Source organism: Cellulosimicrobium arenosum, from assembly GCF_014837295.1.
In the GTDB taxonomy this organism is placed as follows: Bacteria; Actinomycetota; Actinomycetes; order Actinomycetales; family Cellulomonadaceae; genus Cellulosimicrobium; species Cellulosimicrobium arenosum.
Window position 1 is genome coordinate 400,846 of record NZ_JACYHB010000001.1, and the last position, 15,358, is coordinate 416,203.

The window sequence follows — 15,358 nt, forward strand, 5'->3', positions numbered from 1 at the left end:
CCACAGCAGGACGCTCACGCCACGGGACCGAGCAGCGATCGCAGCCGAGCCAGGTCCACCGGGTCGACCAGCACCGCGAGCTCGTGCCGCACCCACCACGCCCCCGAGGCGCGCCTCTCCGTACGCGTCGAGAACCGGTACCGGAACAGGCGCGCGCGCACCCACCGCGGCGCCACGCCCGCGAACGGGTCCGCACCCAGCAGCCGCAGCGTGCTCGCATCACCCTCCAGCAACCTCAGCAGCAGCACCTCGAACCACCGGGTCCCCGGCGAGCCCAGGGCGAGGAACCACATCTGCCAGTCCAGCCGCAGGTGGTACGGGGCCACCTGCGGCGGTCGACGGTGCACGTCACCCGGCTTCCCCCGGAACGCGTACTCGACCCAGTCGCCCGACCCGGGCGTGGCGGCCACCGACCCCTCCACCACGACCTCGTCCCGACGCCGCGACACCGTCCCGAACGCCCCGTAGGCGTTCACGAGGCGCAGCGGGTCGAAGCTCGCGTTCATCAGCTGACGCCGCGCCACGAGGTTGCGGGCCGGGCGGTAGCTCAGCACCAACAGGAGGGCGGCGGCGCCGAGCGCCACCACGACCAGCGACGAGGGACCGCCCGGCCCGCCCGCGACGTCGGGCACCCCCGTCGCGGCGCCGGGCGCCGGGACGACGCCCAGCCGCTCACCCACCCACGCCCAGGAGCCGTCGCTCACCAGCGCCGCGCCCAGCACGATCGTCAGCCAGTTGAGCCACGCGAAGTTCCCCGTCGCGACCAGCCACAGCTGTGTCACCACCACGACCGCCCCGGCGACGCTCGCGGCCGGCTGCGGAGCGAAGAACGCGAACGGCACCACGAGCTGCGTCACGTGGTTCCCGGCCACCTCGACGCGGTGCCACCACCGCGGCGCCCGGTGCGCGTGCCACGAGAACGGACCCGGCAACGGCTGCGTCTCGTGGTGGTAGTCCAACGCCGTCAGGTCCCGCCACGCGCGGTCGCCGCGGACCTTGATCAGGCCCGCACCCAGCTCCACCCGGAACAGGCACCACCGGGCCAGGAGCAGCACCAGCAGCGGGGGAGCGGCGGACCCACCGGCAGAACCCAGGAACGCGACGAGGAACGACACCTCGCACAGCAGCGACTCCCACCCGAACCCGTAGAACCGACCGCCGACGTTCACCACCGACAGGTAGACCACCCACAGCGCGAGGAACGCGAGCGTCGTCACCCACCACGCCCCCCGCTGCGGTAGGCCCGCCACGAGCAGGCACGACAGGCCCACCCCGCCCCAGGCCAGCGAGACCACGAACCCGTCGGAGCCCCGCCACCGCAGCACGCTCGGCGCGTCACGCCACGACGACCGACCGACCACCACCGCAGCAGGGGTGAGCCCGCGCGCACCGAGCAGCGGGCGCCACTGGCGCACCACCACGACGAACGCCACCGCGAGCAGGGCCGCCGTGCCGCGCTGCAGCACCTCGCGCGCGACGTCGTAGTCACCCGCCCAGAACCACGTGCCGAACCAGTCGCCGACCGTGGTCGGCCCGCCGTCGTCCACGCTCCCACCGTAGGCATGTGACCCGCGTCTCACCCGACATGTCGGCGCGCGATCCCACCGCTCGCCCTAGCATCGAGCCATGAGCAGCCCGTCGACGAGCACCGGCCTGAACCAGTCCATCGACCGCATGCGCGACGCCGGGGTAGCACCCGCCGCGATCGACGTCTTCTCCCGCTTCTACCGGCTCCTCGAGTCCGGCGAGACCGGTATGATCGCGGAGTCCGACGTCGAGCCCCTGACCGACGTCGCACGCCGCGACGAGATCGACCTCCCCGACGACCAGGCCCGAGCGGCGCTCGAACGCACCGCGATCATCAAGCTCAACGGCGGCCTCGGCACGTCGATGGGCATGGACCGCGCCAAGTCGCTGCTGCCCGTGCGCGACACCGACCCGCAGCACCCCGGCCCCCTCACCTTCCTCGACGTCATCGTGGCGCAGGTCCGTGCCGCACGGAGCGCGACCGGCGCCACGCTGCCGCTGCTGCTCATGAACAGCTTCCGCACCCGCGACGACACCCTCTCCGCGCTCGCCCCCTACGACGACCTGGCCGTCGACGGGCTTCCGCTCGACTTCCTGCAGAACCGCGAGCCCAAGCTCCGGGCGGACGACCTCACCCCGGTCGACTGGCCCGCCGACCCCGGCCTCGAGTGGTGCCCGCCCGGCCACGGCGACCTGTACACCGCCCTCTACGCCTCCGGCGCCCTCCAAGCGCTCCGGGACGCCGGCTACCGGTACGCGAGCATCTCCAACTCCGACAACCTCGGCGCCGCGCCCGACGCGACCATGGCGGGCTGGTTCGCGGCCTCCGGCGCGCCCTTCGCCGCGGAGGTCGCGCGCCGCACGCCCGCGGACCGCAAGGGCGGGCACCTCGTCGTGCGGCGCAGCGACGGCCGCATCGTCCTGCGCGAGACCGCCCAGACCCTCGACGCCGACACGGACGCCGCCGCCGACATCTCGCGCCACCGGTACTTCAACACCAACAACCTCTGGTTCGACCTCGAGGCGCTCGCGGCCGAGCTCGAGCGCACGGGCGGCGTGCTCGAGCTGCCGCTGATCCGCAACACCAAGACCGTCGACCCGACGGATGCGTCGTCACCCGAGGTCGTGCAGATCGAGTCCGCGATGGGCGCGGCGGTCGAGGTGTTCGGCGGCGCGGTCGCCATCGAGGTGGGTCGCGACCGGTTCCTGCCCGTGAAGACCACGAACGACCTGCTCGTCCTGCGCTCGGACGTGTACGAGCTGGACGACGCGTACCGGTTCGTCGCGCAGACCGACGCGCCGCTCGTCGACCTCGACCCGGCGTACTACAAGTCGGTCGCGGGCTTCGAGGCGAGGTTCGACGACGGCGCCCCGTCGTTGCGCGGCGCACAGTCCCTGACGGTGCGCGGGGACTGGACGTTCGGCGCGTCCGTGGCGGTGGTCGCGGACGCGAGCCTGACCGACCGGGGTGGTGCGGCGCGCGTGCCGGACGGCACGGTCGTCGGACCGGACGGGGTGAGCGACTAGCGACGGGTGCCCGTCGCCTGTCGCTGGTCAGCGGTCGAGGTCGACGACGCGCTCCTCGCCCCGGCGAGCCGTGAGCGTCCCGGCGGACGCCGCCGCGACGTCGGCGTCGAACCGGTCCAGGACGGCGGGCGCGACCTGGAGCGAGAACCGGGCGACCTCGTCGTAGGAGACGCCCGCGAGGACGGCGTCGTGCGACGACGCCCAGGCCTGCAGCACTCCGTGCAGGCGGCCCGACTCCGCGTGCGGCACCTCGAGCGTCACCTCGGTCCGGACGCCGCGGCGGACGAGACGGGCGGAGTCGAGCGCGCCCGAGGCCGCCGACGAGTAGGCGCGCACCAGTCCGCCCGTCCCCAGGAGCACGCCGCCGAACCAGCGCGTCACGACGGCGACGACGTCGGTGACCGAGTGGCGGCGCAGGACGTCGAGCACGGGCGCGCCGGCCGTGCCCGACGGCCTCCGCGACGGTCGACGGAAGCTCGCTCCTGCTCACCGACCAACCCTACGGTCCCTCACTTCTCGGCGCGTTTGAGTCGTAATAGTGTGCCAAGCGGTAGGATCCCGCCGTGAGCATCGCACGTGATGACAGCACCGGCACGAGCACTACCCGCTATCCCCGTCCGACCGTGTCGCTCGACGAGGCCGAGTGGGTGTGGAGACTGCTCGCCACCGAGGCGATGGTCCAGGCGGCCAAGCCCGAGACGGTGCGTCTGGCCGTGATCGTCGGGCTCACGCGCGCGACGGGTGCGCGCTACTCCGACCTGCTGCGCTGTGCGGTCGATGCGATCGACCTGGGCCCCGAGACGGCACGGGCGGGCCAGGGGCGGGTGGTGCTCGCGCACGGCAAGCACCGCACGGTGCGTGAGCACGTCGTGCCGGCGAGCGTCGTCGTGGTGCTGCGGCGCTGGATGGTCGTGCGGGAGGAGCTCGCGGCGGACCTCGAGGGCTCCGTCCCTCGCGCGCTCCTGCTGACGGTGCACCACACCCACGACAACGGCGTCACGGTCTCGAGCGGCCTGCCGATCACGAAGCAGGGCCTGGTCCTGTCGTGGCGGCGGTTCGTGCACCGGACGAACGCGCGCTACGGGGGAGTGCGGTCACCCTTGCCGACGCGGTTCGAGCAGGTGCGCCGCGCGTGGGTCGGGGCATCCGGTCCGGGAGGACCGGGTGGGGGAGAAGGTCCAGGTCTGGGCACGGAGGCGGAGCGCGAGGAGTCGCTGGCAGCAGACCTCGTGCTCGGGGGTGAGACCGCGCGGGAGCCCTGAGGTCTTCGTGGTGCTGCGTCGGTGAGTGTCGATACTCCGCTAATAATAGTGTGCCAAGCACCTGCCAACACCATGACGACCTCCACGCACGACAACCGCAGAGCAGCCCATAGGGCACCCGCTCACGAGGAAGGGCACCTCGCACAGGTGCGGGGTGCCCTTCCTCGTGGCGTCGGTCGTCCGCGACCCACCCGGCTCAGGTGGGAGAGTGCGGTCAGGGCTTGCCCTGTGCGCTCTTCTCCGCTGCGGCCGCGGCGCCGGTCTCCGTGCTCGCGCCGCCGGTCGAGAGCGAACCGCCGGAGGACTCGAGGTGCGCGCGCACGAACCAGTGGAACAGCTCGAGGTCGTGCAGGTGCCCGATCAGCAGGTCGTTCGTGACCGTGTCGAGACTCTCGGTCGCCGTCGCCGCCTCGCGGTGCGCGGTGATCACGCCGACGTACACCTCGTCGAGCGCGCCGAGATGGGCGATGGTCGAGGCCCGACCGAGGTCGTAGTCGTCCCAGGAACGGCCCGAGACGATGGCCCCGGGCGTGCCCTTGGGCGAGACACCGAGGGTCGCGATGCGCTCGGCGATCGCGTCGACCATCTCTCGTACGGCGTCGACCTGCGGGTCGATCATCTCGTGCACCGCGATGAAGTGCGGACCGACGACGTTCCAGTGGATGTGCTTGAGAGTCAGTTGGAGGTCGTTGAGGGCGTGCAGACGCTCCTGGAGGATCGCCGCCACCTTCGCGCCCTCCTCGGGCGTGAGGGACGGGACGGTGTACTTCGGCAGGTCCTTCTGAGCGGCCATGGGCGCGCCTCCTCTTTCGGTGGTTGCTCGGACGTCTCATCCTGGTCCGTCGCCGCGGTGCTCGCAGGACGAGACGCGACGACGCGAGACCGGGAGCCGTGCGCGTCAGTCCCGAGGCAGGACGACGAGGGTGAGGGCGAGGACCGCGACACCGCCCAGTGCCGCGACGAAGGGAATCCCCGGCCCGCCGGAGACGAGCCACAGGACGACACCGACGGCCTGCACCGCGGTCTGGACGAGGACGAGGCGCCGGGCGTCGGGCACGACGGCGCGCACCTCGGCCCGTGCATCGAGCGGGAGGTGCGCGCTCCACCAGGACAGGCGCAGGACCAGATGGGTGAGCGCGACGAGGGCCAGTGCCACGGGGTCGAAGGGGCCGTCCTGTCCGAGCAGTGCGAGCCCGGCCACGGCGATGACGACGTGCGGGGCCGACGTCCTGGGGAAGGCCGCGACGTACAGGCCCGCGACGGCTGCGAGCCCCCAGGACACGCCCGCCACCGCGGCGAAGTCCCTGAGCGCGGTCCCGAGCAGCCCGGTGGTGGCGAGCAGGAGCGCGACGCGTGCCTGCAACCCGCTGACGGTACGAGCCGTCTCGACGTCGATCCGCAGCGGCGCCGCGTCGGCGATCCGCCCGTGCGGGACCGTCCAGAGCCGGCTCAGGATCCTCATCGCGCACCCTCGCGCGGTGCGGCCCCGCCGCGACCTGCCCGACGCTCGTGGCGCGCCGCGGCGACCTCGAACGCGCCGCGCGCAGCGGTACCGCCCCCGCCGGTGGTGCCGGCATCTGCCGGGGTGTACCAGCGCACGACCTCGATCCCCTCGGCGCGCAACGTGTCGACCCGGTCCTCCCGTTCCAGCCGAGTGATGCGCCAGGCGAGCACGACGCGGTCGTACGCCGCGGCGACCGTCACGGGCGGCAGGGTGTCCACGACCACGACGACGTACCCGGCCCGATGCCACTCCCGCGCGAGGCGGGGCGCCTCGTCGTCGAGGAGCGTCGAGAAGAGGTAGACCGCCGCCCCGGCGGGAACCTGCGGGGGGCGGTGGCGTGCCGTCGGGTCGCCCGCCGGCCGGGCGAGCGCGAGCGCGTGCAGGACACGGCGCAGGTGCCGGCGCCCCGCGCCGGGGCGCACGGGGCGTCGCACCCGCCCGAGGTCGTCGAGCGCGACGCGGTCGCCGCCGTCGAGCACCGCCTGCGCGACCGACGCCGCGGCGTGGCGCGCGAGGTCCAGGGACGTGGGCTCGTCCGGGCGCTGGGATCCGACGCCGCCCCACGTGGCGAGGTCCGGACCGACCTCGTCCCGCGAGTCGACGACCAGCACTACCGTCGCCTCGGCAGTGGCGAACGTTCGGCGCACGGACAGGGCGTCCAGACCGGGGGAGCGCCGTGCCGTGGTGCGCCAGTCGATGCGGCGCGTGCTGTCACCGGGCCGGTAGGTGTCGACGTCACGCAGCTCGGTCCCGTCGCCGGGACGACGGGACGTGTGGGGGCCGGACAGGCCCCGGAGCCGGGACGCGAGCGGGACACGGCGCAGGGGGACGGGTTGCGGCAGGACGAGGCGTCGGGGACCTGTCGTCACGACGGGACCCTGTTCCTCGACCCCTTCCGGACCGTACGCGACGTGGTCGACGCGGAAGGTGTCCTCGACACCCGTCCGAGCGGACGGCATGCGGAGCGCGAGCTCGCGCTCACCGGACGTGGTCGCCACGACGCGTTCGGTCTCCAGGCGCGAGGGCCCGAGCACGCGGAAGCGCACGATCTCCGCACCGGGCGGGGCGTCCAGCCGGAGCGTCGCGCCGAGCACGCCGAGCGGCGCGTCGGGGTCAAGGCGTATCCCCGCGGTCACGGTGCCGACGGGCCGGTGCGCCCACCCCCAGGCCGCGCTCAGGATCGCCGGGACCCCGAGGAGCGCGACGTCGGCCCGACCCGCGACCAGGCCCGTCCCGAGCAGGAGGACACCGAGCACGACCCCGGACGCGAACGTCGTCGTCGTGCGCCACACCGGCGCCTGGGTGCCCGCGGTGCCGAGCGACGTCATCCCTGGCCGCCGACTGCCGCCGGTCCGCCGACGGTGGCCGGACCGGCGACGCTCTCGAGGAGCGACCGCACGATCGACTCGGGTCGCGTCTCACCCGCCCAGGCGGAGGGCGTGAGCGTGAGGCGGTGGGCGAGGACCGGGACGGCGACGCGCTTGACGTCCTCGGGCAGCACGTAGTCGCGGCCCTCGAGGACGGCGACGGCGCGCGCGAGCAGGGCGAGGTTCTGGGAGCCGCGGGGTGAGGCCCCGACCTCGAGCGCCGAGCTCTCGCGGGTCGCGGCGGCGAGGTCGACGCAGTACCCGAGCACGTCCCCGTCGATGTCGACGGCCTCGACTCCGGCCTGCATCGCCAGCACCGTGCGTGGCTCGACGACCCGGGCGACGGTCGGCTCGTCGTGACGGCGCGCGACGCGGCGGTGCAGGACCTCACGCTCGTCGTCGCGCCCGGGGTAGCCGAACGCGAGCCGGACCATGAACCGGTCGAGCTGCGCCTCGGGCAGCGGGTAGGTGCCCTCGTACTCGACGGGGTTCGACGTCGCGATGACGTGGAACGGTCGTGGCAGCGGGCGGGTGGTGCCCTCGACGGTGACCTGCCGCTCCGCCATCGACTCGAGCAGCGCCGACTGGGTCTTGGGCGCGGTGCGGTTGATCTCGTCGGCGAGGAAGATGCCGGTGAAGACCGGGCCGGGCCGGAACTCGAAGGTCCTGGTCGCGGGGTCGAACACGGACGAGCCGGTGATGTCCGAGGGCAGGAGGTCGGGCGTGCACTGCAGGCGGGCGAACTCGAGCCCGAGAGTGCGGGCGAGGCTGCGCGCCGCGAGCGTCTTGCCGAGTCCGGGGACGTCCTCGAACAGCACGTGCCCGCCGGCGAGGACGGCCGCGAGCGCGAGGGTGAGCGTGCCGCGCACGCCGACGACGACGGTCGCCACCTCGTCGAGGATCCGCCGCCCGCGGGCTGCGATCTCGGTCACGGGGAGTGCCTCGGCCGCGCTCGGGGCGGCTTCGGGTGTCAGGGCGTCGCTCAACGGGGTGTCCCTTCGTGGCGGGTGGTCCGGGGGGTGGGGGCGAGTCGTTCGATCGCGTCGAGCCAGCTCTGGAGCTCTCGCGGTGTGGGCGTCTGGCCGCCGGCGGCGACCCGCTGCAGCCCGGCGGACGTGCGTGCACCGAGGAGGCGGGCGGCGGCGTCCAGGGCCTCGGGGGTCTCGAGGCCGTCGACGACGCCGTGGCGCACGAGTTGGTGCTCGGCGAGGGCGAGGACGCGCCGTGCCGCGCGTTCGCGCACCCGTCCGTCCCGGCCGACGATCGCCCAGCCGAGCTCGGACACGTCCCGCCGTGCACCCTCGCGCGCGACGTCCGGGGGTCGTGACCACGTGGCGTCGCCGCCGTGGTCGACCCGGAACCACAGCAGCGCGACAGCGACCGCGACGGCGCAGAGCATCAGCACGTGCTCCCAGGAGGCGCCGATGATGACGGCCGCGGCACCGGCTGCCAGGACCACGAGCGTCGGCGCGGCGGCGCGGCGTGTCCGCGCGTCCAGCGTGCTCCACCGCGTGCGCGGTGACGTCATGGTCGCTCGTCGTGCGCGGACGACGGGCCGGCGGCGGCGAGGCCGTCAGAGCTGGCGATGTCGGCGGTCCCGACGGTTTCGAGGCTGAGGTCCGTGGCGATCCGCGCGAGCGCAGCACGCGCCGTGTCGACGTCGTGCGCGTCGACGCCGCCGTCGCGGAACCGGGCCCGGTGGTAGAGGCCGCGCAGCCGCGTGACGGCGGCGGGGTCGGCGGGCGTGCGCTCGAGCACGCGCGTGGCGAACTCGGTGGGTGTCTGCGCGGGGTCGCGCTCCGCGCCCGCGAGCGCCGCAGCGTTCTCGAGGGTGACCCAGGCGGCGACGATGGCGTCGTGCGGGGGCACGTCGGGGTCGAGCTCGTCGTGTGCGGTGCGGACGGCGTCGCGCAGGTGGGGCAGGACCGCGTCGGCGTCGGTGTGGGTGCTGGTCGCGCCCGGGGTGGCGGTGACGGGGGCGCGACGGGGGGCTGCGGTCCGGTTGCGGGCGAGGATGCGCAACAGTGCGAGCAGGGCGACGAGTGCGACGAGGGCGCTGATCGCGAGGAGGTAGTCGCCGAGGGAGAGCCCGCCGGGTTCGGGAGGGGGTGCGGGAGGCTCGGGGGTGGGTGCGGGGGTCGGGGGAGCGGTGGCTACGTCGGAGCCGGGTGGGGCGACGGGGGCGCCGCGGAGCCAGTCGGGGGGTGTCCAGCGCCAGGGGGTCGAGGCGGCGGCGGCGAGGAGCGCGGCGAGCGTGAGGGCGGCGACGAGGACGAGCCGGCGCGGACCCGGGCGCCGGTCCCGGAGGGGCTGGTGCCGTGGGGGTGGCTCGGTCACGGGAGCAGCCGGTGGGCGTGGATGCCGGCGACGGCGGCGGTGAGGAAGGCGGCGGGGTCGGCGTCGAGGTCGCGGCCCATGGTGGACAGGCGCACGGGGGTGGTGCGCAGCGCGGCGAGCAGAGCGGCGTCGGCGGTGACGTCGACGCGGTGGTGGCGGCCGGTGGGGGCGCACAGGGTGTCGGCCTGCTCGGTGATGCGCCGGGTGAGGTCGGCGCCCCACGTGCCGAGGCGTCCGAGGTCGGGGGTGGGTGCGGGCACGACGACGTCGGCCGGCGCGAGGGCGACACGCCCGTACGCGGTGAGGGAGTGGTGCGAGACGCCGCGGTGACGGTCGCGCGGGTCGGCGCCGGACACCCGCAGGGACGCGACCGGGTGGCCGCCGAGCGTGGCGGCGGCGTTGACCGCTTCCCCGGCGGCGACGCCGGAGAAGCCCCACCGGGTACCGGTGCCGAGGTTGCCGGGGCCCTGGGCGACGACGACGAGGTCGGCGTGGGTGACGTGACGGGCGGCGAGGAGCCCGGTGTGCACGGTGACGGCCTCGAGGTCCCCGCCGAACGCCTGCCCGACGGTGATGGTGGTGTCGATCCACCCGGACTCGCGCAGGGTGGCGACGGTGCGGGAGAACGCGGCGGGCAGGGCGCCGCCGTCGGTCATGACGTACGCGATGCGGGGTGCGGGCCTGCCGGCGAGCGTCGCGGCGTGGCGGGCGCCGGCGACGACGGCCGGCAGGGCGGAGTGGAGGTCGGCGACGACGACGGGCAGGTGGTCGAGGTCGTCGGCGCCGCGCAGGGTGTCGTGGTGGGGCGACTCCTGCTCGTCGACGCCGAGGACGAGGGCCTGCAGGGGGGTGTACCGGGCCTTGACGAGGTGGCCGGGCCCGGGCGCGGGGTCGGGCGGCAGGGGCGTCCCGGGTGCGGCGGGGCCGACGACGAGGGCGTAGCCTCCGGTGCCGAGGCCGCGGGCGAGGGCCGAGACGTTGAGGAGCACGGTGGCGTCGACGTCGGGCGTGGCGACGAGGTCGGTGTAGGCGAGGGCGCGCACGGTGACCCCGGGGGCGACGGCGCGTGCGTCCGGGCTGCTGGGGTCGTTCGTCCCGGGCAGCGGGTCATCGAGCTCGACGGTGAGTTCTTGCGCGCCGGTCCAGGCGCGTCCGTGCGACACCACCCGTGCTGTTCGCCACGTGATCACGCCGCACACCCTATCGAGCGCTAGCGTTGGGCCCAATGTCCACCGCTGCTGCTCCCGCCCCCGCGCCGGTCCCGGCCCCGTCCGCCTCGTCGGCGTCGTCGGCGAACCCGGCTGCGCGGCTGCTCAACCTCGTGATCGCCCTGGTGAACACGAACGCGTCGATGACGAAGCAGCAGATCCGCACCGGTGTCGCAGGGTATGGCGACGCGCCGTCGCCGGACGCGTTCGAGCGGATGTTCGAGCGGGACAAGGACACGTTGCGCGAGCTGGGCATCCCCATCGTGACGGTCGACGCGGGTGGGCACGCGGACGAGGTGGGCTACCGGATCGACCAGGACGCGTACGCGTTGCCCCCGGTGGACCTCACGCCCGCGGAGCTGGGCGTGCTGGCGCTGGCGGCACAGTTCTGGCAGGACAAGACCCTGCGCACCGACATCTCGCGCGCGCTGACGAAGCTGCGCGCGGCGGGCGCGGGGGAGACCGCGATGGACGCGGTCTCGGGACTGGTCCCGCGGGTGCGAGCGGTCGGGGAGGCGTACTCGACGCTGCTGGAGGCGATCTCCGCGCGGCGGGCCGTGTCGTTCACGTACCGGGCCGCGAGCACGGGCGAGGTACGGGTGCGCCGCGTGCAGCCGTGGCGGATCGCGGCGCGGCGCGGCGGGTGGTACGTCGTCGGGTTCGACGAGGACCGTCGGGCACCGCGCTCCTACCGGCTGAGCCGGGTCGAGGGGCGCGTGCGGGCGACGGGCCCGCGCGAGGCGTTCGAGGTACCCGCGGAGGTCGACGTCGACGCGCTGCTGGGTGCTGGGCGGTCCGGCGGCGTGGCCTGGCTCGCGGTCGTGCCGGAGCGGGCCGCGGCGCTGCGGGTGCGGGGCACGCTCGTGGGGCCGATGGCGGCGTCGGAACCGGGCGAACGTGGACGTACCCCGGGCCGCGACGTGCTCGAGGTGCCGTACTCGGTGCGCGCGGCGCTGGCGGACGAGGTCGTGGCCTACGGCGACGCGGTGCTCGTGCTGGGTCCGCCCGAGCTGCGGGACGTCGTCGTGCGTCGGCTGCGCGAGGCGTCGACGCTCGGCGCGCAGGTCGCGGCCGACGGGTCCGGGGAGGCGACCGGTGGCTGAGCGCGCGGACGACCGGCTCGTACGGCTCCTGGGCATCGTCGCGTTCCTGGACGGTGCCGGGCCGGTGCCCGTGGGCGATCTCGCGCACCGGTTCGGGGTCAGCGAGCGCCAGGTCCTCGACGACGTCGACGCCCTGTGGGTCTCCGGTACGCCCGGGTACTGGCCGGACGACCTCATCGACTTCGACGCCGACTCGATCGAGCGCGGCGTGGTGCGCCTCACCGAGGCCCGGGGCATGACCAGGCCGTTGCGCCTGGGCACCCGCGAGGCGGTGGCGCTGGTCGCCGCGCTGCGTGCCATGCGCGAGACCGGCGCCGTCCAGGCGGACCCGCAGCGTGCGGGCGTCGTCGAGTCCGTCCTGGCCAAGCTCACGGGTGCGACCGGGGAGGCCGCGGCGGCTCTGGACGTGCGGCTCGCGCCCGAGGGCGAGCCCCGCGTCGTCGCCGTGGTCTCGTCCGCGCTGGCCGCCGGGCACCGGCTGCGCATCCGGTACGTCACCGCGTCCGACGAGGAGTCCGAGCGCGAGATCGACCCGGTGAGCCTGCACACCCAGGACGAGCACGCCTACCTGCTCGCGTGGTGCCACCGTGCGCAGGGGCGGCGCACGTTCCGGGTCGACAGGATCCTCGACGCCGTCGAGCTGGACACGCCCGTCGAGGGGCACGACGTCGACCCCGACGTGGACTTCACCCCGACCGGCGACGCACCGCTGGCGACGATCACGTTCGCGAGCCCGGCCCGCGCCGTGGCCGAGCAGGTGCCGGTCGAGTCGGTGCGGGACCTGCCGGGCGGGGCGTTCGAGGTGCGCCTGCGGGTGACGAACCCGGTGTGGCTGCGCCAGCTCCTGCTCGCGCGTGCCCGGCACGTGCTGTCCGTCGAGCCCGCGTCCCTGGTCGACGACGTGCGCGACGCCGCGCGCTGCGCGCTGGCCGCGTACGCCGACCTGCCACCGGCCTCGGGTGGATAGGGTGGGCGGCATGTGGTTCTGGGTGTGGACGCTGCTCGTCGTGGGCACGCTCGTGGGCGCGTTCTTCCTGGGCCGTCGGCTGTGGCGGTCCCTCAAGGCGCTGGGCCGTGAGCTGTCGCGCGCCTCGCAGGTCGCGTCCGAGCTCGGCGCACGGGTCGACGAGCTGTCCCGCCAGCAGGCCGAGTCGGCCCCGTCGACGGGGCCGACCCTGTTCGACGACCCGGAGGTGCTCCAGGCACGCGTCGCCGCGCTGCGTGGCGAACGGGCGGAGCGCCGGGTCGTGCGGCGCCGGCGCGACGAGAAGGTGTGGGCACGGTGGCGCGTGTTCAACGCGTAGACTCGGAGCACGTCGTACCTCGGTCCTCAAGGAGGAGTAACCCATGGGCATGCTGAAGCCCTGGCACATCATCGTGCTCGTCGTCGTGGTCCTGCTCCTCTTCGGCGCGCGCCGCCTCCCGGACCTGGCACGCAGCGTCGGGCAGTCGCTGAAGATCTTCAAGAGCGAGGTCAAGGACCTGCGCGACGACAAGGACGACGACGGGCACGCCGCGAAGGACGAGGCCGCGCCCTACGGCACCACCACCACCGCAGCACCCGGTACCCCGACGAACGGCACAGGGTCACCGACCGTGCCCGGAGGGTCGTCGACGTCGCCGTCGGACGACGCCCCGCAGAGGTGATCGGTGGCACGTCCACCCCGTGATCCCGAGGGGCGCATGCCCCTGCGCGAGCACCTGCTCGAGCTCCGCAAGCGACTCTTCCTCACCTCGATCGGTCTCGTGCTCGGCGCGCTCGTCGCGTGGTTCGTCTACCAGCCCATGCTGGCGGCGCTGCAGGCACCCCTCGAGGAGGCCGCGCGCGAGCAGGGGAAGCTGATCCGCCTCAACTTCTCCGGCCTGGCGTCCGCGCTGGACATGCAGATCAAGGTCTCCCTGTTCCTCGGCGTGTTCCTGTCCTGCCCGTGGTGGCTCTACCAGCTGTGGGCGTTCATCACGCCCGGCCTGACGTCGAAGGAGCGCCGCTACGCGTTCGGCTTCCTCGGCGCGTCGGTCCCGCTGTTCCTCGGCGGAGCCCTCCTCGCGTGGTGGGTCCTGCCCCACGCCGTGACGATCCTGGCCGGGTTCGTGCCCGACGGGGCGTCCAACCTCGCCGACGCACAGGGCTACCTGAGCTTCGTCATGCGTCTCGTGCTCGCGTTCGGGATCGCGTTCGTCATGCCTGTGATCCTCGTCGTGCTCAACTTCGCCGGGCTGCTGCGAGCGGCCAGCATCGCGAAGGGATGGCGGTGGGCCGTGCTCATCGCGTTCGTGTTCGCCGCGGTCATGACTCCCACCCCCGACGCCCTGACGATGATCTTCGTGGCCCTGCCCATCTGCGCCCTGTACTTCGGTGCGCTGGGGATCGCCTACCTGCACGACCGTCGCGCCGACAAGCGCGAGGCGGCACGGCTCGCCCTGTGATCCCTGCGCTGACCGGGCGCCGTCCACGGCGCGGTGAACGGGCATGAGCACCGTCGGGCTCGTCGTCAACCCCACCGCCGGGCGCGGTCGCGGGCGGTACGCCGGGACCGAGACGCTCGTGGCGCTGCGCGCGGCCGGGCACCACGTCCTCGACCTGTCGGCACCGACCCTGGCCCTCGCCCAGGAGAGCGCGCGCACCGCGGTCGACGGCCGCGGACGACCTCGGCTCGACGCTCTCGTCGTCGTCGGCGGCGACGGGATGGTCCACCTCGGCGTCAACACCGTCGCCGCGACCGGTGTCCCTCTCGGCGTCGTCGCCGTCGGCACCGGGAACGACTTCGCGCACGCCCTGGGCCTGCCGACCGGCCGACCCCGACCGTGCATCGACGCGCTCCTCGACGCGTGCGGGCGCCACGACGTGCACGCCGTGGACGCGGCCCGCGTCACCGCCGCGCACCTGCCGCAGCCCCGCTGGTACGCCGGGGTGCTGTCCGCCGGGGTCGACGCCGCCGTCAACGCCCACGCGAACGCCTCGACGTGGCCGCGCGGCCGCGCCCGCTACGCGCGCTCCGCGCTGCGCGAGATCACCCGGTACCGCCCCTACGGCTACCGCATCACCCTCGGCGGGGTCCGTCCGGCCCAGGGCGGCGCGCCCGACGAACCGATCTCGGAGCTCGCCGGGGTCCCGCTGCGCGCCGCACCCGGACCCGACGGCCCCGAGCTCGTGTGGGAGTCGCCCGGCGCCCTCGTCGCCGTCGCGAACGGACCGCGCATCGGCGGCGGCATCCGCATCGCACCGGACGCCGCGATCGACGACGGACTGCTCGACGTCGTCGTCGCCGGGCCCTTCACCCGCCTCGGCGCCGCGCGCATCTTCCCCGGCATGTACTCCGGCCGGCACCTGCAGGACCCGGGCGTCGGCGTCCTGCGCGCCCGCGTCGTCCTCCTCGAACCCACCGCGGCCGGCGCACCCGCCCCCCACGCCTACGCCGACGGCGAGCACCTCGGGCCCCTGCCCGTGCGGGTCGAGGTCGTCCCGGGCGCGCTGGGGGTCCTCACCCCCGGCTGAGCCCGCGTCGGCCCGGCCCGCGGCCCG

17 protein-coding genes are annotated in these 15,358 nt (G+C 74.5%); 8 read left to right on the plus strand and 9 right to left on the minus strand.

Annotated features, from left to right (window positions below; all coding sequences use genetic code 11):
• Positions 1 to 14: 14 nt before the first annotated feature.
• Entirely contained in the window at positions 15 to 1,547 is a 1,533-nt protein-coding gene (locus IF651_RS01820; RefSeq protein WP_191827357.1) for a lipase maturation factor family protein, read from the minus strand.
• Between the two features lie 79 nt (positions 1,548 to 1,626).
• On the opposite strand from IF651_RS01820, the gene IF651_RS01825 reads away from it, so the two are divergent.
• Positions 1,627 to 3,054, plus strand: coding sequence for a UTP--glucose-1-phosphate uridylyltransferase (locus tag IF651_RS01825; protein WP_191827358.1), 1,428 nt, complete (start codon positions 1,627 to 1,629; stop codon positions 3,052 to 3,054).
• Between the two features lie 27 nt (positions 3,055 to 3,081).
• Here IF651_RS01825 and IF651_RS18115 read toward each other — a convergent pair whose 3' ends face one another.
• Positions 3,082 to 3,483, minus strand: a complete 402-nt coding sequence (locus tag IF651_RS18115) for a YigZ family protein (RefSeq protein ID WP_191827359.1) — start codon at positions 3,481 to 3,483, stop codon at positions 3,082 to 3,084.
• A gap of 134 nt (positions 3,484 to 3,617) precedes the next feature.
• On the opposite strand from IF651_RS18115, the gene IF651_RS01835 reads away from it, so the two are divergent.
• Positions 3,618 to 4,316: a hypothetical protein gene (locus IF651_RS01835; RefSeq protein WP_338403700.1), complete on the plus strand. Its 699-nt coding sequence runs from the start codon at positions 3,618 to 3,620 to the stop codon at positions 4,314 to 4,316.
• 214 nt (positions 4,317 to 4,530) lie between these two features.
• Here the strand turns inward: IF651_RS01835 and IF651_RS01840 are convergent, their stop codons facing one another.
• The 7 genes from IF651_RS01840 to IF651_RS01870 form a co-directional block, all read right to left on the minus strand.
• The gene (locus tag IF651_RS01840; protein ID WP_191827360.1) at positions 4,531 to 5,109 is read right to left on the minus strand and encodes a Dps family protein; all 579 of its coding nucleotides are present in this window, start codon (positions 5,107 to 5,109) and stop codon (positions 4,531 to 4,533) included.
• A 105-nt stretch (positions 5,110 to 5,214) separates the two neighbouring features.
• Positions 5,215 to 5,778, minus strand: coding sequence for a hypothetical protein (locus IF651_RS01845; protein ID WP_191827361.1), 564 nt, complete (start codon positions 5,776 to 5,778; stop codon positions 5,215 to 5,217).
• On the minus strand, positions 5,775 to 7,148 hold the full coding sequence (locus tag IF651_RS01850) for a DUF58 domain-containing protein (RefSeq protein WP_191827362.1): 1,374 nt from the start codon (positions 7,146 to 7,148) through the stop codon (positions 5,775 to 5,777). The genes IF651_RS01845 and IF651_RS01850 overlap by 4 nt, the downstream gene beginning before the upstream one ends.
• The gene (locus tag IF651_RS01855) at positions 7,145 to 8,119 is read right to left on the minus strand and encodes an AAA family ATPase (RefSeq protein WP_338403701.1); all 975 of its coding nucleotides are present in this window, start codon (positions 8,117 to 8,119) and stop codon (positions 7,145 to 7,147) included. The genes IF651_RS01850 and IF651_RS01855 overlap by 4 nt, the downstream gene beginning before the upstream one ends.
• A gap of 50 nt (positions 8,120 to 8,169) precedes the next feature.
• Positions 8,170 to 8,715: a hypothetical protein gene (locus tag IF651_RS01860; RefSeq protein ID WP_191827364.1), complete on the minus strand. Its 546-nt coding sequence runs from the start codon at positions 8,713 to 8,715 to the stop codon at positions 8,170 to 8,172.
• Positions 8,712 to 9,524, minus strand: coding sequence for a DUF4129 domain-containing protein (locus IF651_RS01865; RefSeq protein ID WP_191827365.1), 813 nt, complete (start codon positions 9,522 to 9,524; stop codon positions 8,712 to 8,714). The genes IF651_RS01860 and IF651_RS01865 overlap by 4 nt, the downstream gene beginning before the upstream one ends.
• Positions 9,521 to 10,714 carry a DUF3866 family protein gene (locus tag IF651_RS01870; protein ID WP_191827366.1) on the minus strand — a complete coding sequence of 398 codons (1,194 nt, stop codon included), beginning with the start codon at positions 10,712 to 10,714 and terminating at the stop codon, positions 9,521 to 9,523. Before IF651_RS01870 ends, IF651_RS01865 begins: the two co-directional genes overlap by 4 nt.
• A gap of 35 nt (positions 10,715 to 10,749) precedes the next feature.
• Here IF651_RS01870 and IF651_RS01875 point away from each other — a divergent pair, with 35 nt between their 5' ends.
• The 6 genes from IF651_RS01875 to IF651_RS01900 are packed head-to-tail and all read left to right on the plus strand — an operon-like array spanning position 10,750 to position 15,331.
• The gene (locus IF651_RS01875) at positions 10,750 to 11,835 is read left to right on the plus strand and encodes a helix-turn-helix transcriptional regulator (RefSeq protein ID WP_191827367.1); all 1,086 of its coding nucleotides are present in this window, start codon (positions 10,750 to 10,752) and stop codon (positions 11,833 to 11,835) included.
• Positions 11,828 to 12,802 (plus strand): WYL domain-containing protein, encoded by a 975-nt coding sequence (locus IF651_RS01880; protein ID WP_191827368.1) that lies wholly within the window; start codon positions 11,828 to 11,830, stop codon positions 12,800 to 12,802. The genes IF651_RS01875 and IF651_RS01880 overlap by 8 nt, the downstream gene beginning before the upstream one ends.
• Positions 12,803 to 12,812: 10 nt before the next feature.
• Entirely contained in the window at positions 12,813 to 13,139 is a 327-nt protein-coding gene (locus IF651_RS01885) for a hypothetical protein (RefSeq protein ID WP_191827369.1), read from the plus strand.
• 43 nt (positions 13,140 to 13,182) lie between these two features.
• On the plus strand, positions 13,183 to 13,482 hold the full coding sequence (gene tatA, locus IF651_RS01890; protein WP_191827370.1) for a Sec-independent protein translocase subunit TatA: 300 nt from the start codon (positions 13,183 to 13,185) through the stop codon (positions 13,480 to 13,482).
• Positions 13,483 to 13,518: 36 nt separating this feature from the next.
• Complete coding sequence (gene tatC / locus IF651_RS01895; protein WP_191827579.1) at positions 13,519 to 14,262, plus strand: twin-arginine translocase subunit TatC; 744 nt, start codon at positions 13,519 to 13,521, stop codon at positions 14,260 to 14,262.
• 43 nt (positions 14,263 to 14,305) lie between these two features.
• Positions 14,306 to 15,331, plus strand: a complete 1,026-nt coding sequence (locus IF651_RS01900; protein WP_191827371.1) for a diacylglycerol/lipid kinase family protein — start codon at positions 14,306 to 14,308, stop codon at positions 15,329 to 15,331.
• Positions 15,332 to 15,358: the final 27 nt, after the last annotated feature.

Bases quoted from the DNA above. Each gene is read 5' to 3' on its own strand.
- IF651_RS01845 (WP_191827361.1), bottom strand. From the start codon at position 5,778: ATGAGGATCCTGAGCCGGCTCTGGACGGTCCCGCACGGGCGGATCGCC.
- IF651_RS01900 (WP_191827371.1), top strand. From the start codon at position 14,306: ATGAGCACCGTCGGGCTCGTCGTCAACCCCACCGCCGGGCGCGGTCGC.
- IF651_RS01825 (WP_191827358.1), top strand. From the start codon at position 1,627: ATGAGCAGCCCGTCGACGAGCACCGGCCTGAACCAGTCCATCGACCGC.
- IF651_RS01875 (WP_191827367.1), top strand. From the start codon at position 10,750: ATGTCCACCGCTGCTGCTCCCGCCCCCGCGCCGGTCCCGGCCCCGTCC.
- IF651_RS01860 (WP_191827364.1), bottom strand. From the start codon at position 8,715: ATGACGTCACCGCGCACGCGGTGGAGCACGCTGGACGCGCGGACACGC.
- tatA (WP_191827370.1), top strand. From the start codon at position 13,183: ATGGGCATGCTGAAGCCCTGGCACATCATCGTGCTCGTCGTCGTGGTC.
- IF651_RS01850 (WP_191827362.1), bottom strand. From the start codon at position 7,148: ATGACGTCGCTCGGCACCGCGGGCACCCAGGCGCCGGTGTGGCGCACG.
- IF651_RS01885 (WP_191827369.1), top strand. From the start codon at position 12,813: ATGTGGTTCTGGGTGTGGACGCTGCTCGTCGTGGGCACGCTCGTGGGC.
- IF651_RS01840 (WP_191827360.1), bottom strand. From the start codon at position 5,109: ATGGCCGCTCAGAAGGACCTGCCGAAGTACACCGTCCCGTCCCTCACG.
- tatC (WP_191827579.1), top strand. From the start codon at position 13,519: ATGCCCCTGCGCGAGCACCTGCTCGAGCTCCGCAAGCGACTCTTCCTC.